Origin of the sequence: Embleya sp. NPDC127516 (assembly GCF_044765325.1) — a bacterium.
Classification (GTDB): Bacteria; Actinomycetota; Actinomycetes; order Streptomycetales; family Streptomycetaceae; genus Embleya.
The window spans coordinates 52,635-68,090 of record NZ_JBIWJT010000037.1 but is presented as its reverse complement, the minus strand read 5'-3'; the positions used below and the strand labels follow the sequence as shown (position 1 = coordinate 68,090).

The window sequence follows — 15,456 nt, the reverse complement described above, 5'->3', positions numbered from 1 at the left end:
CACCGCCGAGCGGGCCGGATGACTGGGCGGTGACTGACGGTGCGAAGTCGGCGCGCACTGCGGGAGAGCGATCACCGGGACGTGGGGGCACCACCCGGATACAACCGGCGCCGGCACCGAGGAAGGCCCGGCCGGCCTGGAGATGCCCGCTTGAGCGAGCCGGTCGCGATGCCACGGGGTGGCCGAGACACACGATCAGAGCGCAAACCCGACGCGCCTGTCCGATGCTGGCACGAACCGTGATCGGCATGAGTTCGCCCGGTGCGATTGAGGATGGTCCTCGGGCGGCTTGAGGTTTGCGGACAGCACTATGCTTCGAGCTCGAATCACTTCTCCAGGAACGAACGTGCGAGTAAGAGCGATTCGGTTCATGAACGCTCGACGGTCCCGGTTCGCGCGTGTTCCGAGACGGGCCAGACGCTGTTGCTCCGCGCGCTCTCCGACTGCGGTATGCCCACCCGTGGTAGAGGCTGCCCATGACGATCACGGTCCCATCCGATTCGATACTGGCCACCCCAGTCGAATCCCTACCGCACGCGGGGGTGTTCGAGCCGAAGTGGAACGGCTTCCGTTCCTGGGTGGCCCGCCCGACCGGTGGCCCGGCGCGGGTCGTGTCCCGCCGGGGGACCAACCTGTCGGACGCGTTCGCGGACATCGCCCGGGCCGCCGACCGGGATCTGCCGGACGTGGACGTGCTTCTGGACGGCGAGCTCGTGGTCTGGCACGACGGGAAGCTCGCGTTCGATCTGCTCCAGCGGCGGATGAACCGCACCCGTGCCGAGTTCCTGGAGTTCGTCACCGACCCGCGCTACGGGTGGCCGGAGACTTGCCGGGAGCGGGTGGGTGCGGTGCCGAGGCAGTTGCTGCACGAGTGGAACACCGTGCGGCACGGTTCGGATTTCGAGGGGCGTCCGGAGCGGCGGCCGTTGTCCTACGACGAGGTGCAGGCGTTGTTCGACGCTGCGGACGGACGGGTGGAGTCCATTCGCGCGACCGGTCGCAAGGGCGCGTTGGCCGCGCACCGGGACGCGGCGTTGTTGAAGGTGATCTACGCGTTCGGGCTCCGGCGTCGTGAGGCCGCCCGGCTGGAGCTGGTCGATCTTCGGCGCAATCCGCGGATTCCCGCGTTCGGGCGGTGCGGGACGTTGTTCGTGCGCTGGGGCAAGGCGTCTCGGGGTGGTCCGCCGCGGCGGCGCACGGTGTTGACGGTGCCGGAGATGGATTGGGTGGTGCCGTTGATCGAGCAGTGGGTCGAGGAGTTGCGGCCGCGGTTCTCCCCGGGCGCGTTGGGCGCGTTGTGGGTGACCGAGCGGCGGAGTCGGATCAGTCTGCGCGGTGTGGACGAGGCGTTCGCCAGGGCGCGTAGCGCGGCGGGGCTGGCACCGGAGCTCGAGTTGCACTGTCTTCGGCACAGTTACGTGACCCATCTGATCGAGTTCGGGTATCCGGCGTAATTCGTCCAGTCCCAGGTCGGGCACGCCTACGCGTCCACGACGGCCTTGTACACGGGCGTCTCGGACGAGTACCGCAACCGGCTGCTGGCGCGCTCGTTGCGTGAGCGACACCCGAATCTGTGGGAGGAGCCCGAGTGATCCGCAAGATGGGCTACGCATGGCACTTGAGGCTGCGCATGGCGGAGCGGGGCATGTTCGCGACGTCGGACTTGGTGCCCCTTCTCGCGGAGCGTGGCGTGCATCTGTCTCGTGAGCAGGTGTTCCGCCTGGTCACACAGCCGCCCCAGCGGCTCTGTCGATGGACACGTTGGCCGCGCTCTGCGACATCCTCGCCTGTGGGCCGGGCGACCTGATCGAGGTTCAGGTCGCCAACGCGCAGGTCCGCAAGGCGTCCGGCGGCGGGGTGGTCGAGCCGCCGACTCCGGTGCGCCGCACGACGATCGGCCGTCCGGGGGCGACGTGACCACGGCGCACGGTCCGCTGTGGCGGGCCGAGATCGTCGACGCGCTGTGTGCGTGTTTGCCCACACTGACTCGCGAGCGGGCCGACCAGATCGTCACCGCCGCCCGCGCGGACAGGCAGAAGGACGCAGCGCACTACCTGCGGGAGAACCACGACGTGCTGGCCGGGGAGTGTCCGTTGCAGGTCCCCATCTCGGTCGTCCGGATCGCCTGGCACCTTCGGGCCGCGGGACACACGCAGGTGTGGCGGCCGCGCTGTCGCCGTTGTGATCGGGAAGCCCCGGCCCTGCCGAAGACGACCCCGGGGGGCATATCTGCGGCACATGCAGTACCCATGACCAGGCGGGGACGTGCGTGCGATGCCGCGAACACCGGCGGCTGGTCGCTCGCCGCCCCGAGAGGCGGATTTGCGGCCGGTGCTACGCCCGGGACAAGCCCCCGGAGACCTGTGGAACGTGCGGCCGGCTCGCCGAGGTGGTCACTCGGGACGCGCTCGGGGCGGCGGGGTGCAGCACGGCAGACTGGAGACGTGGCTGAGGCGCTACCTGGCGACCCTCCCGAGTGCCCACACCGCCGTCGTGGCGCCGTTCGCCCACTGGGACCTGATCCACCGCCGCCGTCGCAAACTACGCGGGCAACCGTTCGGCAGGAACGCCGCCCTGGTCGTGCGTGGCCAGGTCAAGGCCGCGGCGAGCTTCCTCACCTGGCTCGACGAACAGGACATACCCCTGGCGCGGGTGGGGCAGGGCGACCTCGATCGTCTGCTGGACGGCTGCAGCATCCACGTCCGGGACAGACTCCGGGCGTTCGTCCGCTTCGCCGTCGCGCGCCGACTGGCGCCGCCCCTGGCCATCCCGGGCACGCCGCGCTCCGAACCGTCGGTGTTCATCGAGGAGATCGATCGCGCCGCACAGCTTCACATCTGCCTGACCGCGACGACGATGTCCCACGCCGCTCGAATCATCGGCGCGTTGGCACTGCTGGTGGGCGTCCCTGTCGACCGTTCTCTGCGATTGGCCCGGACGCAAGTTGGCGTCTCCGGCGACGGCGAGGTCGCCTGACGATCGGGGACAAGCCGCTGCGGCTGCCTCCGCGATTGGCCGCTCTGGTCGTCGAGGCGCTGCGACACGAGCCCGAGCGTCGGTCCCTGAGCCGAGTCGATACCGAACCCTTCTGGTTGTTCCTCGGGTGGTCCGGTCTCAGGCCTCCCAGTCAGTCCCGGATCCGAGATGAGTTGGCCGCACACGGCATCATGATCCGGGCGGTCGCAACGGGGCGCTCGAGTCGTTGGCCTGCGATCTCCCGGCCGCGGTTCCGGCGGACCTCACAGGGATGACCATCGAGAGCGCGACTCGGTGGACCTGCCGCAGCCGCGGCCACTGGCACGACTACCTTGCCGAACGTCGACACGAGAACTTGCGCTCGGTCGAGTCGGGTGGGCTGGGGCGCAGGCGTTGCCGGACGAGTAGACGCAGGTGTGCGGTGATCGTCTGAGACCGGATGATGATCTTGGCGACAAGTGCCGTGTGGATCCGGCGGGAGACCTGCCCGCGCTGCTTTGGAGCCGCGATCGACCGCGCGAGGTCGGTGATCCATAGGATTTCTTCGGTGCCTGGGAGGCACTGGGTTCGACATGAGGGGGATGCGTGCGGGCTGCCATCGAGATCACGAAGGTCTGGCGTCCGCCTGTCGCGGACGTGTGGGCCGGGCGTCGTACCTTGTGGTGGAGTGTCGGGCCGACAGGGGAGCTTGTCGTTCTGCAAGTCCATCGGCGGCATCTGACCGAAAGCCGATACGTCAAAGGCTGGGTCGGATGGGGTCCGAAGGTTCCCTTCGACGGCGTGCTGGTGACCCGCCACACCGACGGTTCCCTCGACCGTCGACCGCTCGGGGACCTGTACATACGTCCCGGTCACATCGCGATCCTTCCGGACTCTCGACTTCTCGTGGCCGGCGGTGGCGCGGACCGCAGCGGGGCGGGCGTATGGGAGCCGAACGCCGTGGTGTATTCGCCGGAAGGCGAACCCGAGCGCGGCTTCTGCCTGGGCGATGACATCACCGTGCTGGCGACCGACCGCAGCGGGGGGATCTGGACGGCGTACGGCGACCGGGGTATCTACGGAGGCCACCTCGAGTCGGCGGCCGGGCTTGCGGGTTGGAGTTCCGCCGGACAGGCCGTCTGGGCACCGGGAGCGGAACTTCCCGACGTACCCCTGCACGGGTGCACCGCCGCCACCGACGGTGACAACGTATGGCTGGTCTGGTACGCCGGCACCCGCCCCGGCGGCACGTTCCTCACACGTGTCACCCCGTCCACCGGCGAGGTGACCAGTTGGCCCAGTCCGGTGGGCGACCCGGACGGATTGGCCGTGCGCGACCAGCGGGCGGTTCTGACGAGTCGGGACCACAATCGGCGATCAACGCAAGTGACACGCGCCGAACTGGTCGGCGACGCGTGGAACATCACCGACCAGCGCAGGATCCGGGTCCCCGGCCGCATGGTTCTCCACTGCGGTCAGGGCCGCGACGGCACCCTGTGGCTTCGCGCCGGCGACGCCTGGCTCCGCATCGAAGCGTGACTGAGATCAAACAAGTTGCACAGGGGCTCGATCTACGGGTGGTCGAGTCGGACGGCCCGAAGCCGAGGAATAGCGCACCTCGGGAATAACGTCCCTCCGCCAGTAACGCGGGACACGACGGAGGCGGTGGTCGGAGCGGTCGCCGGAAGCCTGGCGAATCCGACCACGGTCCTGTTTGGCCGGTTTGACACCACCGAGTCGCTGCGGTTCGTGGGCCGCAGTACAGTCCTGGACCGCCGCGTCCACGCCGCCCTGGTGCAGCGCGGCTGACCGCGGCCGCGCCCGACCACCCTTGGCACGGGCGTACGTTCTCGCCTTCCTGGGGCTCTCGCGAGAGACACCCGATGATCCCGGTCGCCCCGGAACTCGTCGCGGAGATCGCGGTCGACTCCGCGTTCGAGCACGGGAAATGGCGCCATCCGATCCGTCTGCTGCGCCTGCGGGATGACCTGGACCCGGCGGACGTGGCCCTCTTCGGCGAGGGAGTTCGGCCGGCCGCCAACTGACGGCGTCCGGGCCGCGGCCTGGGGGTTCACCCGATCGGGTGCGTGCGGTCGGCTGCCGGCGGGGCAGGGATGAGGCGCGGTTCCTCCCCTTCCAGGGGCTCCGGAGGATCGCGGTGGTGGGTGGGCGTCTCCTCCAGACCGAAGGGGGAGACGCCCGACCGCGTGCTCGGCGCCCGCGCCCACGGCGCTTCGCCGCAGGGCAGGGCGTTCAGGAGGGTTCGCGACCGCGGAGTTGCGAGACCCTGCCGGCGGAGGCGATCACGACGAACGGGTGGCCGTCGGCCGGGCTCTTCTCGTCCGGGCGCAGGACCCCTTCGGTGCCCTCGGGCAGGGGCGGGCCGTCGTCGACGACCGCGGTCCAGGCCCCCGGTATGGCGCTGCGCGGGTCGGGCCAGTCGAAGAGGTCAGGGTGACCCCGGCGCTCGTGCCGTCGGCGAGTTCGAGGTAGGCGTGTACTCCGGCCCTGTCCACCCGTCGATCTGCGACGAGCGCCCGCGTCCCGCGCGCGGCGGTTCGATCAGGTCGAGGCGCTCTCGTCGGCGAGGACGGCCATGGCGGCCTTCTTGAGGGCGTCGCGGTCCTCGGCGCCGGCGGCGCCCGCTTCCTCGCGGGCGGCGATCAGCGCCCACATGGCGTTCGTCCGCGCGGCTCGCGCCCGCTCCAGGGCCTCGGCGTCGTCGGTGGCCGCGACCCGTAGGCATTCGAGGTGGGCGCGTTCGAACGCGAGCTGGTGGTCGAGCAGGGGACGCAGACGTTCGGGCAATGCTTCGGACATGCGTTCGATGGTATGTACGGCGCCCCGCTCGCTGCCGCGACGCCCCGGCGGGCCGGCTTGATTTCGCTCGGACGGATCACCCGGCGGGCACCGTCGGCATTGGTGAGGCGGGAGAGGACACGCCGACGGCGTGCCTTTTCGGCCGGCGAAACCGATAATCGAACATATGTACGGTGGCGATGATGACGATGGCGACGACTCCCCGGCGTGGGAGCGCCCGAGTCGTTTCGCCCGCGTCCTCGCCGAGCAGGGAGCCCCGGCGAAGCCGCAGGGCCGGGTCGGCGTTGCCCCGCCGGGGTGGCCGCCCGCGGTGCGGCCGCCGGGTGTCGAGGGCTGGGAGGCGACGGCTGTGACCTGGTTGTTCGACCTGTGCCCGCCCGGCTATCGGGGGCACGCTCTGCTGCGCAGGTATCCGGTGGTGCTGGCGCGGATGGCGCGTCAACATGTGTCGGCGGCGTTGGCGGCGGCGCGTCACGGGTACGGAACCGCCCGCGAGGAGTTGGGCCCTGTTGTGCCGGACTCGGTGGTGGGGGCGGTGTTGCGGATGTACGAGGTCGAGGGTGCGCGTGCGGCGGCGACCGAGCGCGCGGTGCGCCTGGTGGAGGAGGCCTTGGTCGGAGAGCGGTGGGAGCCGCGTTTGTGATGCCGAACGCGGGATCGGCCGACGTGCTCGAGGCGCCTCGTCGAGCGTGGTGCGGCCGGCGCGTGGAGGAAGACCCGGGCCGAGCGGCGACGGATCGGCGTTCGCGGTCGGGGTGGTCGGCGCCGGTGTCGCGCAACCGGCGCCGACCGTTCCCGTTTCCCGGTGGCTTCGGGGGAGGGGCCGCCGGGTGTGGTGCGAGCCGGCGACGGGGGGACACCGGACCTTTACGGTCGGCACAACGAGCGATGCGGCCCCGGGTGACGGCACGCGCCGCCGACCCGACAGGCGGATTGCCTGCACTGTGGAGCAGGTGCCACGCCTGTCGGTTCCCCCCGCCGGCGCCCCGACGGGGGTCTCCTGTCGGGGCGGGCGGGTAGTGTTCGCGGCCACCGGCGGCCTTTCCTCCCCGAGAGGTGTCTGGTGGTTGTGGTCGGCCCGCCCTTCCCCACGCGGCACCCCCCTCGGGTGGGCGGGCTGCCCAACGTTGCCGTGCGGCCCACGCGGGGGTGGGGCCGCGCGGCCGCCCTCCGGTCGTGCCCGCCGCGACCGGGACCGCGGGCGCGGCTCGGCGGGGAATGATTCCGGGTCGGGGCCGGTTGTGCTTCTCGTCGGTGAGGGTGTGCCCCCGGGCCCAACCATTGCCTCCGTGGAATACCAGTCCGGCTGGAGCCACGGTGTGCCTTCCGCCGTGAGGCGGCCACGCTCACCGACCTTCGACTTGTCGCGGCGCCACCCCGAACCTTCGGGGCGGCGCCGTTTCGCATGTCTTGTGACCGGGACTGCGCGCGAGTAACCCCGGACCCGGCCGTGGCCTCGGCCCGACGTGTCCGCCGGAATCGGAGTGTTGGGTGTGGTGCGGGTCGTTACGGTGATGGGGTGAGCGCCGAGCAGCTGTCGAGTCCCCCGGTCCGATTCTCTCGTTCGGTTCGGGTGTCGGGTCGTGGTGTGGTCCTGCGTGATCTCGTTCCCGGCGATGTCCGTGCGGTGGGGGAGGGGTCCGACGCGGAGGTGGTGCGGTCCTGGGGTTCGGGGTGCGTGACGAGGCGGCGACCCGCGCCTATGTGGAGGAGAACATCGAACTCGCCCGGCGCGAACCGCGGACGAAGTACCTGCTGGTGATCGAGTCCGCCGAGGACGCTTCGGTGGTGGGGACGATCGCGTTGGTGATCGAGTCGCCGGGCGTGGGCAGCGTCGGGTTCGCAGTGCGGCGGTCGGCGTGGGGCCGCGGCTACGCGGGCGCCGCCCTGGAGGCGTTGCTCGGCTACGCGTTCACGACGTTGGGTCTGCATCGGGTGTGGGCCGGTCACGAGCCGGACAACACGGCGTCGGGCCGGGTGTTGAAACGGCCCGGGATGTACCTGGAGGGGACGCGCCGTCAGGACGTGTTCCTGCGGGGCGCGTGGCGGGACACGATCTTGTACGCGGCGCTGGCCCCCGAGTGGTCGCCGGACACGGCGCGTTGAGTCCTCGTCAGGCGGTGCGCAGGGCGGGGCTGGTGCGGGCCTTGTCGAGGTAGTCGCGCACGGCGGGCACGCCTCGGTGGGGTGCGAGGAGGGTGACGGTGTCGCGGACGTGGTCGAGTCCGCGGCCGGACGGGAGGTTCTTCAAGCGGACCGGCGGCGCCGACCTGCGCGAGGAGGCGCGATTCCAGCGCCGGATCGGCGAACTCGGCTATCCCGTCCCGCGCGTCGTGGACGAGGGCACCAAGGCCGGCCGGTCGTACTTCGTCGAGGAGTCCCTGGGGTCGGCTGTTCGCCGAGAACCCCGACCTCGACACCCCGCGCGTGCGCGCGCTGACCGGCAGGGCCCTGGACCGGCTGGGGTCGGTTCCGCTGGTGTGGTCGCACTTCGACTACGGGCTGCCGAACGCTTTCCGCGCCGGGGTCATCGACTGGCAGCACCACGGCCCGACGCCGCTCGGGTACGACGTCGTCCCGGCGCTGGAGATCATCGCGTTCAACGGCGGCAGCAAGGGCTACACCGCCGGCGCCGCCCAACGCTCCCGCTACCTTGCCGCCCTGGACGCGGTGTCGCTCCCGGCCACCGGCCACCGGGTGAGCGAGCACCTGGGCGAGTTCCTGCTCGTCAAGTCCCTGTTCTTCCTGGCCCTCATGAAGCCGGCCGACCCGACCCGCACCGACAAGCTCCGGCCGCCGCGGGCCGGGTCGGTGGAGGCGACCGAGCGGGCCACCAGCGGGCCCAGGTCCAGGCGGCGCATCCGCTCGTACTGTTCGACGGTGGGATCGATCAACCGCCGCGAATCCGGCAACCACAAGACGCAGTGCCCGGTGAACTCGGTGCCCGCCGCGTTCCACGACGGTCGCGGGGAACCGTGCACCACGACCGCGCCCGAGGCGTCCTCGATCGTCAGGTCGACCGGCTGGAGCAGGCTCTCGATCCCGAACTGCCCGAACGCGAAACTCAACGTGATGCACGCGTCCACGCACACGTTCGCCGGGAACCCGTCCGCGAGGGCCAACCACAACTGCGGCAGCAACTGCTCCACCAGGCGATCCGGCGGCGCCTGCGCCAACACGCCCGCCACCCGCTCCTCGTCCGCCCGCGTTGTCGCCTGCGGACTCCGGATACCCGGACCGGGCCAACGCCCGCGCCCGAGCCGCAGCCGTCGGCATCTTCGCCTTGCGCCCCCGCGATTTCCCCATCCCACGGCGGTAGGGCGCGCGCCCCGAGCCCCACAGGACCGGAACCGGCCGGCTTCCCTCCCGCGTCCACACCCTGGCGGTCTGCACGGTGGTCACGCTGCCGGAGGCGTTCGGCCGCCCGCCCGCCCTGGAGCGGCTCGACGAACAGGCAGTGGAGTACGAGCGGACGGGTCACGGCGGTGTGTTCGGGCGCCTCGGTCGCGGTCAGGAACGGGGCAAAAACTCCGACGAGGCGGGCGAGTTTGCCCATCTCGAGGAATGCGGCGGTGGGTCCCCCCAGGAGTTCGGCGTCCTTGGCGCCCTCGGCGCGGCCCTGGGTGATGTACCTGCAGAGCAGGTGAAGTAGCCGGTGTAGCCCAACTCAGTCAGCCCCCGGCGCGAGCAGCGGCCCGCGCCGGCTCTCGTTCGGCTTGTCCCAGCCGGGACGCCGCCGGGCGACTCGCCGGCCGATCCCGGTACCGCGGTGCGCGACGTCCAGGCCGGCGCCGTCGAGCCGGCCGTTGCGCACGACTTGCGTTTCCTCAAGCACGGCCCGCGCCGGACGACCGTGGGGGCGGATTGCGTCCGGGTTGTCTTCCGGTGCCCGACGGGCACCTGCCGATGGTCCGCTGCGAGCCCCCACATCGACAGCCGGCGAAATATTGCCCGTGGTGGTCGCGTTCGTCGACCTCCGTGCGGCAGGTCGCCCACCGTGTTGCCGACACGATCCCACCGGCATGTTCCCCCGAATCCCGCCCACGCCCCGGCTGTGCCGGCTACGGTCGGTTCCATGACGATGGACGACACCCTCGAGGGCCTGCGGACCTGGTACGGCCACGATCCCTGTATGCCCGACCTCGACCCCGGCCGGGCCGGGAGCCGGCTGACCGGCGGACCCCTGGACGGTGAGTGACCGGCCCTGATCGACGATCACGACCCGCCGTACCCGGGTGGGGACGCGCCCGAAGCCGACGGCGGTGTCCGGGAGTACGGCCGCTCCCACTACGAACACGCCGATCCCCGGACGGCCGGCTGCACCGGGTACACGGCACGTTTGACCACTCGCCCGGTTCAAACAGATCAACAAGACGAAGCTGTATCTACCGTGCCGGGGCGAGGACTTCTCCCATCCGTTGCTCGGACCGGCGCTGGCCCCTCGCAACCCGCCGACGGGAGGTCCTGGTTGGTTGGATCAGGCTGTCGAAGTTCCGTGACACCCTTCAGGACCCGGTGATGGGTCGCGGTGATCATGTACCTCCGCGACCCTCACATGGGCCCTATCGGCGACGCGTGTCCGTGCGTTCGGAGCCGCGCCGGTGCTTGATCGTGCTCCGTGCCATGTGGAGCAGGCACTCGGCGAAGCTGCTGAGCAGCGCCGGCCGCTCACCGGGATCGCTGCCGCGCAGCACCAGTGCAAGCGCCGCCACCATCATCAGACGCAGCAGCACGGTGCGGACCAGACCCAGAGTCACTACCGCCAGGAGATACGTCTCATACGGACTGAGGACATCCACGATTCTCGCCCTTTCGAGGTCGGGGGTAAGGGTTCGGCCGGCCGGTGTCCTCAGTTGTAGAGCGTGCGGAACCCGCCCGGTAAGGGGTTCCGACCAGCAGTGAATGCCAGTGAATGAACGATCGACGCCGCCAACCGGCAAGAGGGGGAAGCGCAGATGGCGCGTGGTGGAAGGCGCAATCCGGGAGTCGCTCGTCCTGATCCCGGTGCCGGGCCGTGGGCTGAACTCGCCTGCAGGTTGCACGACGAGTTGTACGTTCCGGCCGACCGTCCGGGGGTCGCAAAGATCGCCGGCAGGACCGGCATATCCGCAGGGCATGTACACAACATCCTCACCGGCAAGGGACGTTCGCGATGGATGCCCACGGGGGAGGCGCTGGTGACGTTTCTCGGCGGGGATATCGGCGAATGGGAGCAGCACTGGGCCGTCGCCGAACAGCGCCAGCAGGAGATCGAAGCCAACGGCGGGGTCGAGCCGCTCCCCTGGGTCGACGAGGACGACGAAGACGGCGCCCGGAACAGGGCAGTGGCCGACTGGGGAGTAAGACGAGCTCTGGCCCCCCGCATGCTGCGCCGGGTGGTCGACATCGTCGCTGCCATGGCTGCGATGGCTGCCGCGTTACGGGGCCGTTTCAACAAGAAGATAGGCGTTGCCCAACGGCGCCATCAGGTGATGCTGAAGCGGGTTCGGGGTGACGCGCAGCAGACCCTCGCCCATGCCGAGACCGGCTACTACATACCGCCCTCCTTCACCCTGCTGAAGGAGCGCCCCACCACCGCGCGCCCACGCCGCGGAAGAGGCAAGCGCGAGCACAAAGACGCGCCGGGTGTAGTCTTCCTGCCCTTCGACGGAAGCATCCGGGAGCTGTTCGACCGGGCGGCCGACGATCTTGTGCTGATCGGTGACGCGGGAATGGGAAAGTCAACCCAGTTGGCCAAGCTGGCCGAGGCGCTCACCACCGACGCGCTGGATGAACTCAACCGACGCGGACGCGTCGACAATCATGACGGGCTGCCGCCGATACCTGTACTGCTGAGCTTGTCCAACTACCAGGGACAGCCCCTGGAAGACTGGCTCGTAGACCAGATCAAGAACACTTACGACGTCGCGGAGCAGCTGAGCAGAGCCTGGCTTGCGGGGGGCCTGATCCTTCCGCTGCTCGACGGCCTGGACCGGGTTGCCACGGAGCATCGCCGGGAATGCACGAGACAGATCCGACGGCACCGCACCGCATGTTCGGGCATCGTCGTCACCTGCCGCGATCGCGACTTGGCGCTGACCTTGAAGATCGGCGGCACCCTGGCGAGCCTGGAACCGCCGACCCGGCGCAATGTCCAGGATTACCTGGCCGGGGACCCAGCGACCGGAACCGACGCCTATGCGGACGTGCGCGCGGCCTTGGAGGCCGACAAGAATCTCTGGAAGCTGCTGCGCTCGCCGCTGATGCTCAACATCATTCACCACACGTACGCGGGCCGAACCGCACACGAACTCCACCCAACATCCGGCATGTCGATCGAACAGCGTCAACGTCGGATCTTCGACGCGTATCTGAACCGCATGCTCGCAGCGCCAAGCCGCTACTCCGACGAGGACACGATCAAGTGGCTGACCTGGCTCTCCCGCCAGCTCGGCAGCCGCGGTGAGGATGTGCTGTACCTCGATCGGCTCGACGACTCCTGGATCCCGATAGAGCACCGCAAACTCCCGCGCGTTCTGTCCAGGTACGCGGTACAGGTGCTGGCCTGCGGCCTTGCTATGGCCTGGCTGGCCCTTGGTGTGCAGTCCGGCTTTATCAGCGTCGATCTTCGAGGGCCGGCGGCCCTGATGGCGGCACTGCTGGTCCTTTCCGCGTTCCAGGCCCCGTCATCCTCGCCGACCTCCACAGGCCTCGTCGTCACGGTCTCAGCCACCTCGGGTGCGGCAATGGGCGCCTGGGTCGCCGGTGTCTGGTCCCCAACAGGCTCCGCAGCGCGGTTGTCCTTGGGGTTCCTCGTAATGGGGGCCTGCTGGGGGATGATCCTGCGCGCCGCCTCCCAATCATCGTCACCACTCTCCACCGCTGCCACGGCATCGATCTCTGCCCTGGCGGGAGAGCTGGTGGGACCCTGGACATTCAGCACCGAGTTCTCCGCACCGGCGGTGGCCGTCGTGACGCTCGCCTACCTGTGGGCCATGGTCACTACCTCCGAGGGCCTACTGCACACCTCCCACAGGCCGATCGAGGAACTCCGCTGGAAATGGCTACCATCCATGAACACGCCCCCGACATCCACAAAAGGGGCCATAGGCCTTGGTCTCGGCCTCGGCATGCTTGCCGGGCTCCTCCAAGTCGGTCTGTTCGGCATCGCCCTAGGCCTGGTCATCCCGGACACAGGGTGGCTGCTACCCGCGGCCGTATGCCTCCTCACGGTTGCCTACCTGCTCGGGAATCAATTCGAGGCGACACTCCTCGACAAGCGGCCCAGACCAAACGAAGGGATCCGCCGATCCGCACGCTACGCCGTGTTCCACGGTTCACTGAACGCCCTGATCGTCGGGCTGCTGCTCAGCGCCCTGATCACACTTGCCGATGCGGACGCCTCCCTCACACGGACTCTGTTCACCGCGGCCCTCGCAAGTGCGATGTACGGGATCTCACGCGGCTTCCGATTCGGCGGGGCGGCCTTCACGTATCACTGGACTCTCCGCGCCAGCCTCACCTGGAGCGGGAACACACCCCGTCGCTATCAGCACTTCCTGCATGATGCCGAACAACGGATCCTTCTGCGGCGAGCCGGTAGTGGGTTCGCCTTCCCGCACCAGACTCTCCAGGAACACCTTCGCGACACCCGCGCCCAGTTCGGTACGCAGCGGCCCTACGAGTGCTAGTTTCCGCTGCGGGCAAGCCGGTCCTGGTACCGAGGAAGGTCGACGCCTACCGCTTCCTCACCTTCTATCCGGGTGAGAACAGCGCCAACTTCGACGACTTCTACCACAAGGTTGTCGACCCGCTGTGGCTCGCCAACAGCGACGCCCCGGACGCCACCGCCCTGCGCCAGGCCCGGCAGAGCACCGCGAAGCCGCCGTGCTGGCGGATCCTGCACCGAGTCACCTTCCTCAGCCGGGTGCTCCCGGCCGTCCCGCCGCCGCTGGAGAAGACGATGCGCGCCGAGAACATCGACAACAACTACGAACTGATCAAGCGCCTCGAACCCTACGTCCGCACCGCCACCACCACCAGCGCCTCCGACCTCGCAGCCGCCACCCGCGGCGCACTCGCCGCGCACCTGCCGGAACTCGTGCCGCACCGGGGCGAGATCATCGAATACCTCGGGAGTATCAGGATTTAGCGGACACACCCGCTCACGGCGCGGGTGGTCGTCCGTGGGTGTCGACGGCCCGGGGCAGGGCGTGTAGCCGTTGCCGGAGTTCGTCGCCGGCGCGTACGTCCCTGGGCATGCCCAATGCGAGGCGGTCGAGGCGTTCGCGGGTGGTGGCGCGCAGGTGTTGCGCGGGGACACGGTCGAGGAGGTCGTGGGCGCGGGCGGCCGCGTCGCCGGGCGCGGCGCAGGCTTCGGCCAAGGCCAGGACGGCGGTGGCCGCCGCCCACCCCGGGGACGCGTGTGGGGCGGCGGACATCGATGCGCGCGCGTGCCCACTCGCCGTCTCGCCCTGCCCGAGGGCGATATGGGTCTCGGCCGTGTGCAGAAGATGCTCGGCATGGTCGAAGCCGAACCGGCCCGGAGCCTGTGCCGGAGCGGCGTCCAGGGCGTCGTCGGCGTCGGCGACCACGCGCCGGGCGTCCTCGCCGCGGCCCAACGCGGCAAGGGACGGCGCGAGCGCCCAAGACGACAGTTGCGCGCGCCGCAACGCGGTGCCCGCGAGGGCGAGGCCGCGCTCGGCATGGGCGAGCGCGGCCTCGTGACGTCGGTCGGCACGGGCGACCATGGACGCGGCACCGAACGTCCACGCCCGCAGGTCGTCCTCCCCGCAGCGTTCGCCCAGAAGCGCGGCGGCGGTCAGGTGTGCCCGGGCGCCGGTGTGGTCGCCCAGATGGAACGCGACGTTGCCCAACAGCGCCGAGAGTCGGGCCGCGACCAGCCGCAGACCCGTCACCGCGGTGCCTGTCCCACCGCCGGTGGGGTGTTCGAGAACGGGGACCAACATGCCGCGTACGCGGTGAAGTTCACCGAACGGCACCTGCGCGACGGTACCCGAGCCGATCCGAGGGATCCCTCGTTTCGTCCCTTCAGCATGCGCACCGTGTCGTCAACCCCAGCCGATGTTCGGTGGTGCCGTACGCCCTTGCGAGGACCTGCGCGTACTCGGGCCCGGGCCGATCCGGCCCGTGTTCGAAGCGGCACAACTGCTCCGCCGAGAGTCCCGGCACGCGCAGCCCGTCGTCGGCGTAGACACGGGCGACGGTGGCCAGGGTCTGCGCGCGCGTCCAGCCCAGCGCCAGGCGCCACCCCTCCAACGCGGACAGTTCGGGGATGCGTTCCCCGATGGTGTCCGCGATCTCCTCGACCGGCCGGCCTTCGCACTCGCAGCGGGCCCGGATGGTCGCGGCCTCGCGTCGTATCTGTTCACGTCGCGCCCGGGTCGGCCTCGACATCACGCCCCCCGACGGTGCGTCACCGAACGATGACCGCACCGTAACCCGAACCGGCCGCCATCCGGGAGGCATTCATCCCGACCCCACCCCCTATTGACACCCGACCTCAATGCCGCGCTTGTTCACCCGCAATGACCGCCGGCACCGGGCCGACGCACGCTGACACCACGACGCCGCGCCGCCAGGCACGGCTCGCCGACGAAGGGGATCGCCATGAGGATCGTGTTCGAACCCGAGCCCGCGACGTCCGAGACAACCGAAGCCGCCCTGATCCCGTTGCTGTTG

General features: G+C 70.0%; 17 protein-coding genes and 1 pseudogene. 11 read left to right on the top strand and 7 right to left on the bottom strand.

Going from position 1 to position 15,456, the window contains the following annotated elements:
- Nucleotides 1-476 precede the first annotated feature (476 nt).
- The 5 genes and pseudogenes from ACIRL2_RS43465 (at nt 477) to ACIRL2_RS43445 (ending at nt 5,000) form a co-directional block, all read left to right on the top strand.
- Entirely contained in the window at nt 477-1,454 is a 978-nt protein-coding gene (locus ACIRL2_RS43465) for a tyrosine-type recombinase/integrase (RefSeq protein ID WP_402240092.1), read from the top strand.
- 134 nt (nt 1,455-1,588) lie between these two features.
- Nucleotides 1,589-1,917: pseudogene (locus tag ACIRL2_RS43460) on the top strand (helix-turn-helix domain-containing protein).
- A gap of 504 nt (nt 1,918-2,421) precedes the next feature.
- Nucleotides 2,422-2,976 carry a hypothetical protein gene (locus ACIRL2_RS43455; RefSeq protein ID WP_402240090.1) on the top strand — a complete coding sequence of 185 codons (555 nt, stop codon included), beginning with the start codon at nt 2,422-2,424 and terminating at the stop codon, nt 2,974-2,976.
- 786 nt (nt 2,977-3,762) lie between these two features.
- Entirely contained in the window at nt 3,763-4,494 is a 732-nt protein-coding gene (locus tag ACIRL2_RS43450) for a hypothetical protein (RefSeq protein ID WP_402240088.1), read from the top strand.
- Between the two features lie 344 nt (nt 4,495-4,838).
- The gene (locus tag ACIRL2_RS43445; RefSeq protein ID WP_402240085.1) at nt 4,839-5,000 is read left to right on the top strand and encodes a hypothetical protein; all 162 of its coding nucleotides are present in this window, start codon (nt 4,839-4,841) and stop codon (nt 4,998-5,000) included.
- Nucleotides 5,001-5,517: 517 nt separating this feature from the next.
- Here the strand turns inward: ACIRL2_RS43445 and ACIRL2_RS43440 are convergent.
- Entirely contained in the window at nt 5,518-5,775 is a 258-nt protein-coding gene (locus ACIRL2_RS43440) for a hypothetical protein (RefSeq protein WP_395871180.1), read from the bottom strand.
- Nucleotides 5,776-5,941: 166 nt separating this feature from the next.
- Between ACIRL2_RS43440 and ACIRL2_RS43435 the strand changes: the two genes are divergently transcribed.
- Both ACIRL2_RS43435 and ACIRL2_RS43430 read left to right on the top strand, forming a co-directional pair.
- Entirely contained in the window at nt 5,942-6,418 is a 477-nt protein-coding gene (locus ACIRL2_RS43435; RefSeq protein WP_402240083.1) for a hypothetical protein, read from the top strand.
- A gap of 1,031 nt (nt 6,419-7,449) precedes the next feature.
- On the top strand, nt 7,450-7,881 hold the full coding sequence (locus tag ACIRL2_RS43430; RefSeq protein ID WP_402240081.1) for a GNAT family N-acetyltransferase: 432 nt from the start codon (nt 7,450-7,452) through the stop codon (nt 7,879-7,881).
- Between the two features lie 7 nt (nt 7,882-7,888).
- On the opposite strand, the gene ACIRL2_RS43425 is transcribed toward ACIRL2_RS43430, so the two are convergent.
- Both ACIRL2_RS43425 and ACIRL2_RS43420 read right to left on the bottom strand, forming a co-directional pair.
- Nucleotides 7,889-8,026 carry a hypothetical protein gene (locus tag ACIRL2_RS43425; protein ID WP_395871294.1) on the bottom strand — a complete coding sequence of 46 codons (138 nt, stop codon included), beginning with the start codon at nt 8,024-8,026 and terminating at the stop codon, nt 7,889-7,891.
- 397 nt (nt 8,027-8,423) lie between these two features.
- A complete protein-coding gene (locus tag ACIRL2_RS43420) occupies nt 8,424-8,963 on the bottom strand; it encodes a hypothetical protein (RefSeq protein ID WP_402240079.1) in 540 nt (179 codons plus the stop codon).
- Between the two features lie 206 nt (nt 8,964-9,169).
- Here ACIRL2_RS43420 and ACIRL2_RS43415 point away from each other — a divergent pair, with 206 nt between their 5' ends.
- Entirely contained in the window at nt 9,170-9,427 is a 258-nt protein-coding gene (locus tag ACIRL2_RS43415; protein WP_402240076.1) for a hypothetical protein, read from the top strand.
- A 15-nt stretch (nt 9,428-9,442) separates the two neighbouring features.
- On the opposite strand, the gene ACIRL2_RS43410 is transcribed toward ACIRL2_RS43415, so the two are convergent.
- Nucleotides 9,443-9,589, bottom strand: coding sequence for a hypothetical protein (locus ACIRL2_RS43410; protein WP_402240073.1), 147 nt, complete (start codon nt 9,587-9,589; stop codon nt 9,443-9,445).
- 261 nt (nt 9,590-9,850) lie between these two features.
- Between ACIRL2_RS43410 and ACIRL2_RS43405 the strand changes: the two genes are divergently transcribed.
- Nucleotides 9,851-9,973: a hypothetical protein gene (locus tag ACIRL2_RS43405; protein ID WP_395871187.1), complete on the top strand. Its 123-nt coding sequence runs from the start codon at nt 9,851-9,853 to the stop codon at nt 9,971-9,973.
- A gap of 364 nt (nt 9,974-10,337) precedes the next feature.
- On the opposite strand, the gene ACIRL2_RS43400 is transcribed toward ACIRL2_RS43405, so the two are convergent.
- Nucleotides 10,338-10,574, bottom strand: a complete 237-nt coding sequence (locus ACIRL2_RS43400; RefSeq protein ID WP_395871188.1) for a hypothetical protein — start codon at nt 10,572-10,574, stop codon at nt 10,338-10,340.
- 378 nt (nt 10,575-10,952) lie between these two features.
- Here ACIRL2_RS43400 and ACIRL2_RS43395 point away from each other — a divergent pair, with 378 nt between their 5' ends.
- Both ACIRL2_RS43395 and ACIRL2_RS43390 read left to right on the top strand, forming a co-directional pair.
- Complete coding sequence (locus ACIRL2_RS43395) at nt 10,953-13,445, top strand: NACHT domain-containing protein (RefSeq protein WP_402240070.1); 2,493 nt, start codon at nt 10,953-10,955, stop codon at nt 13,443-13,445.
- Nucleotides 13,439-13,906, top strand: a complete 468-nt coding sequence (locus tag ACIRL2_RS43390; RefSeq protein ID WP_402240067.1) for a hypothetical protein — start codon at nt 13,439-13,441, stop codon at nt 13,904-13,906. The genes ACIRL2_RS43395 and ACIRL2_RS43390 overlap by 7 nt, the downstream gene beginning before the upstream one ends.
- Nucleotides 13,907-13,919: 13 nt before the next feature.
- On the opposite strand, the gene ACIRL2_RS43385 is transcribed toward ACIRL2_RS43390, so the two are convergent.
- Nucleotides 13,920-14,723 (bottom strand): tetratricopeptide repeat protein, encoded by an 804-nt coding sequence (locus ACIRL2_RS43385; protein ID WP_395871194.1) that lies wholly within the window; start codon nt 14,721-14,723, stop codon nt 13,920-13,922.
- Nucleotides 14,724-14,805: 82 nt separating this feature from the next.
- A complete protein-coding gene (locus tag ACIRL2_RS43380; protein WP_402240064.1) occupies nt 14,806-15,171 on the bottom strand; it encodes a hypothetical protein in 366 nt (121 codons plus the stop codon).
- Nucleotides 15,172-15,456: the final 285 nt, after the last annotated feature.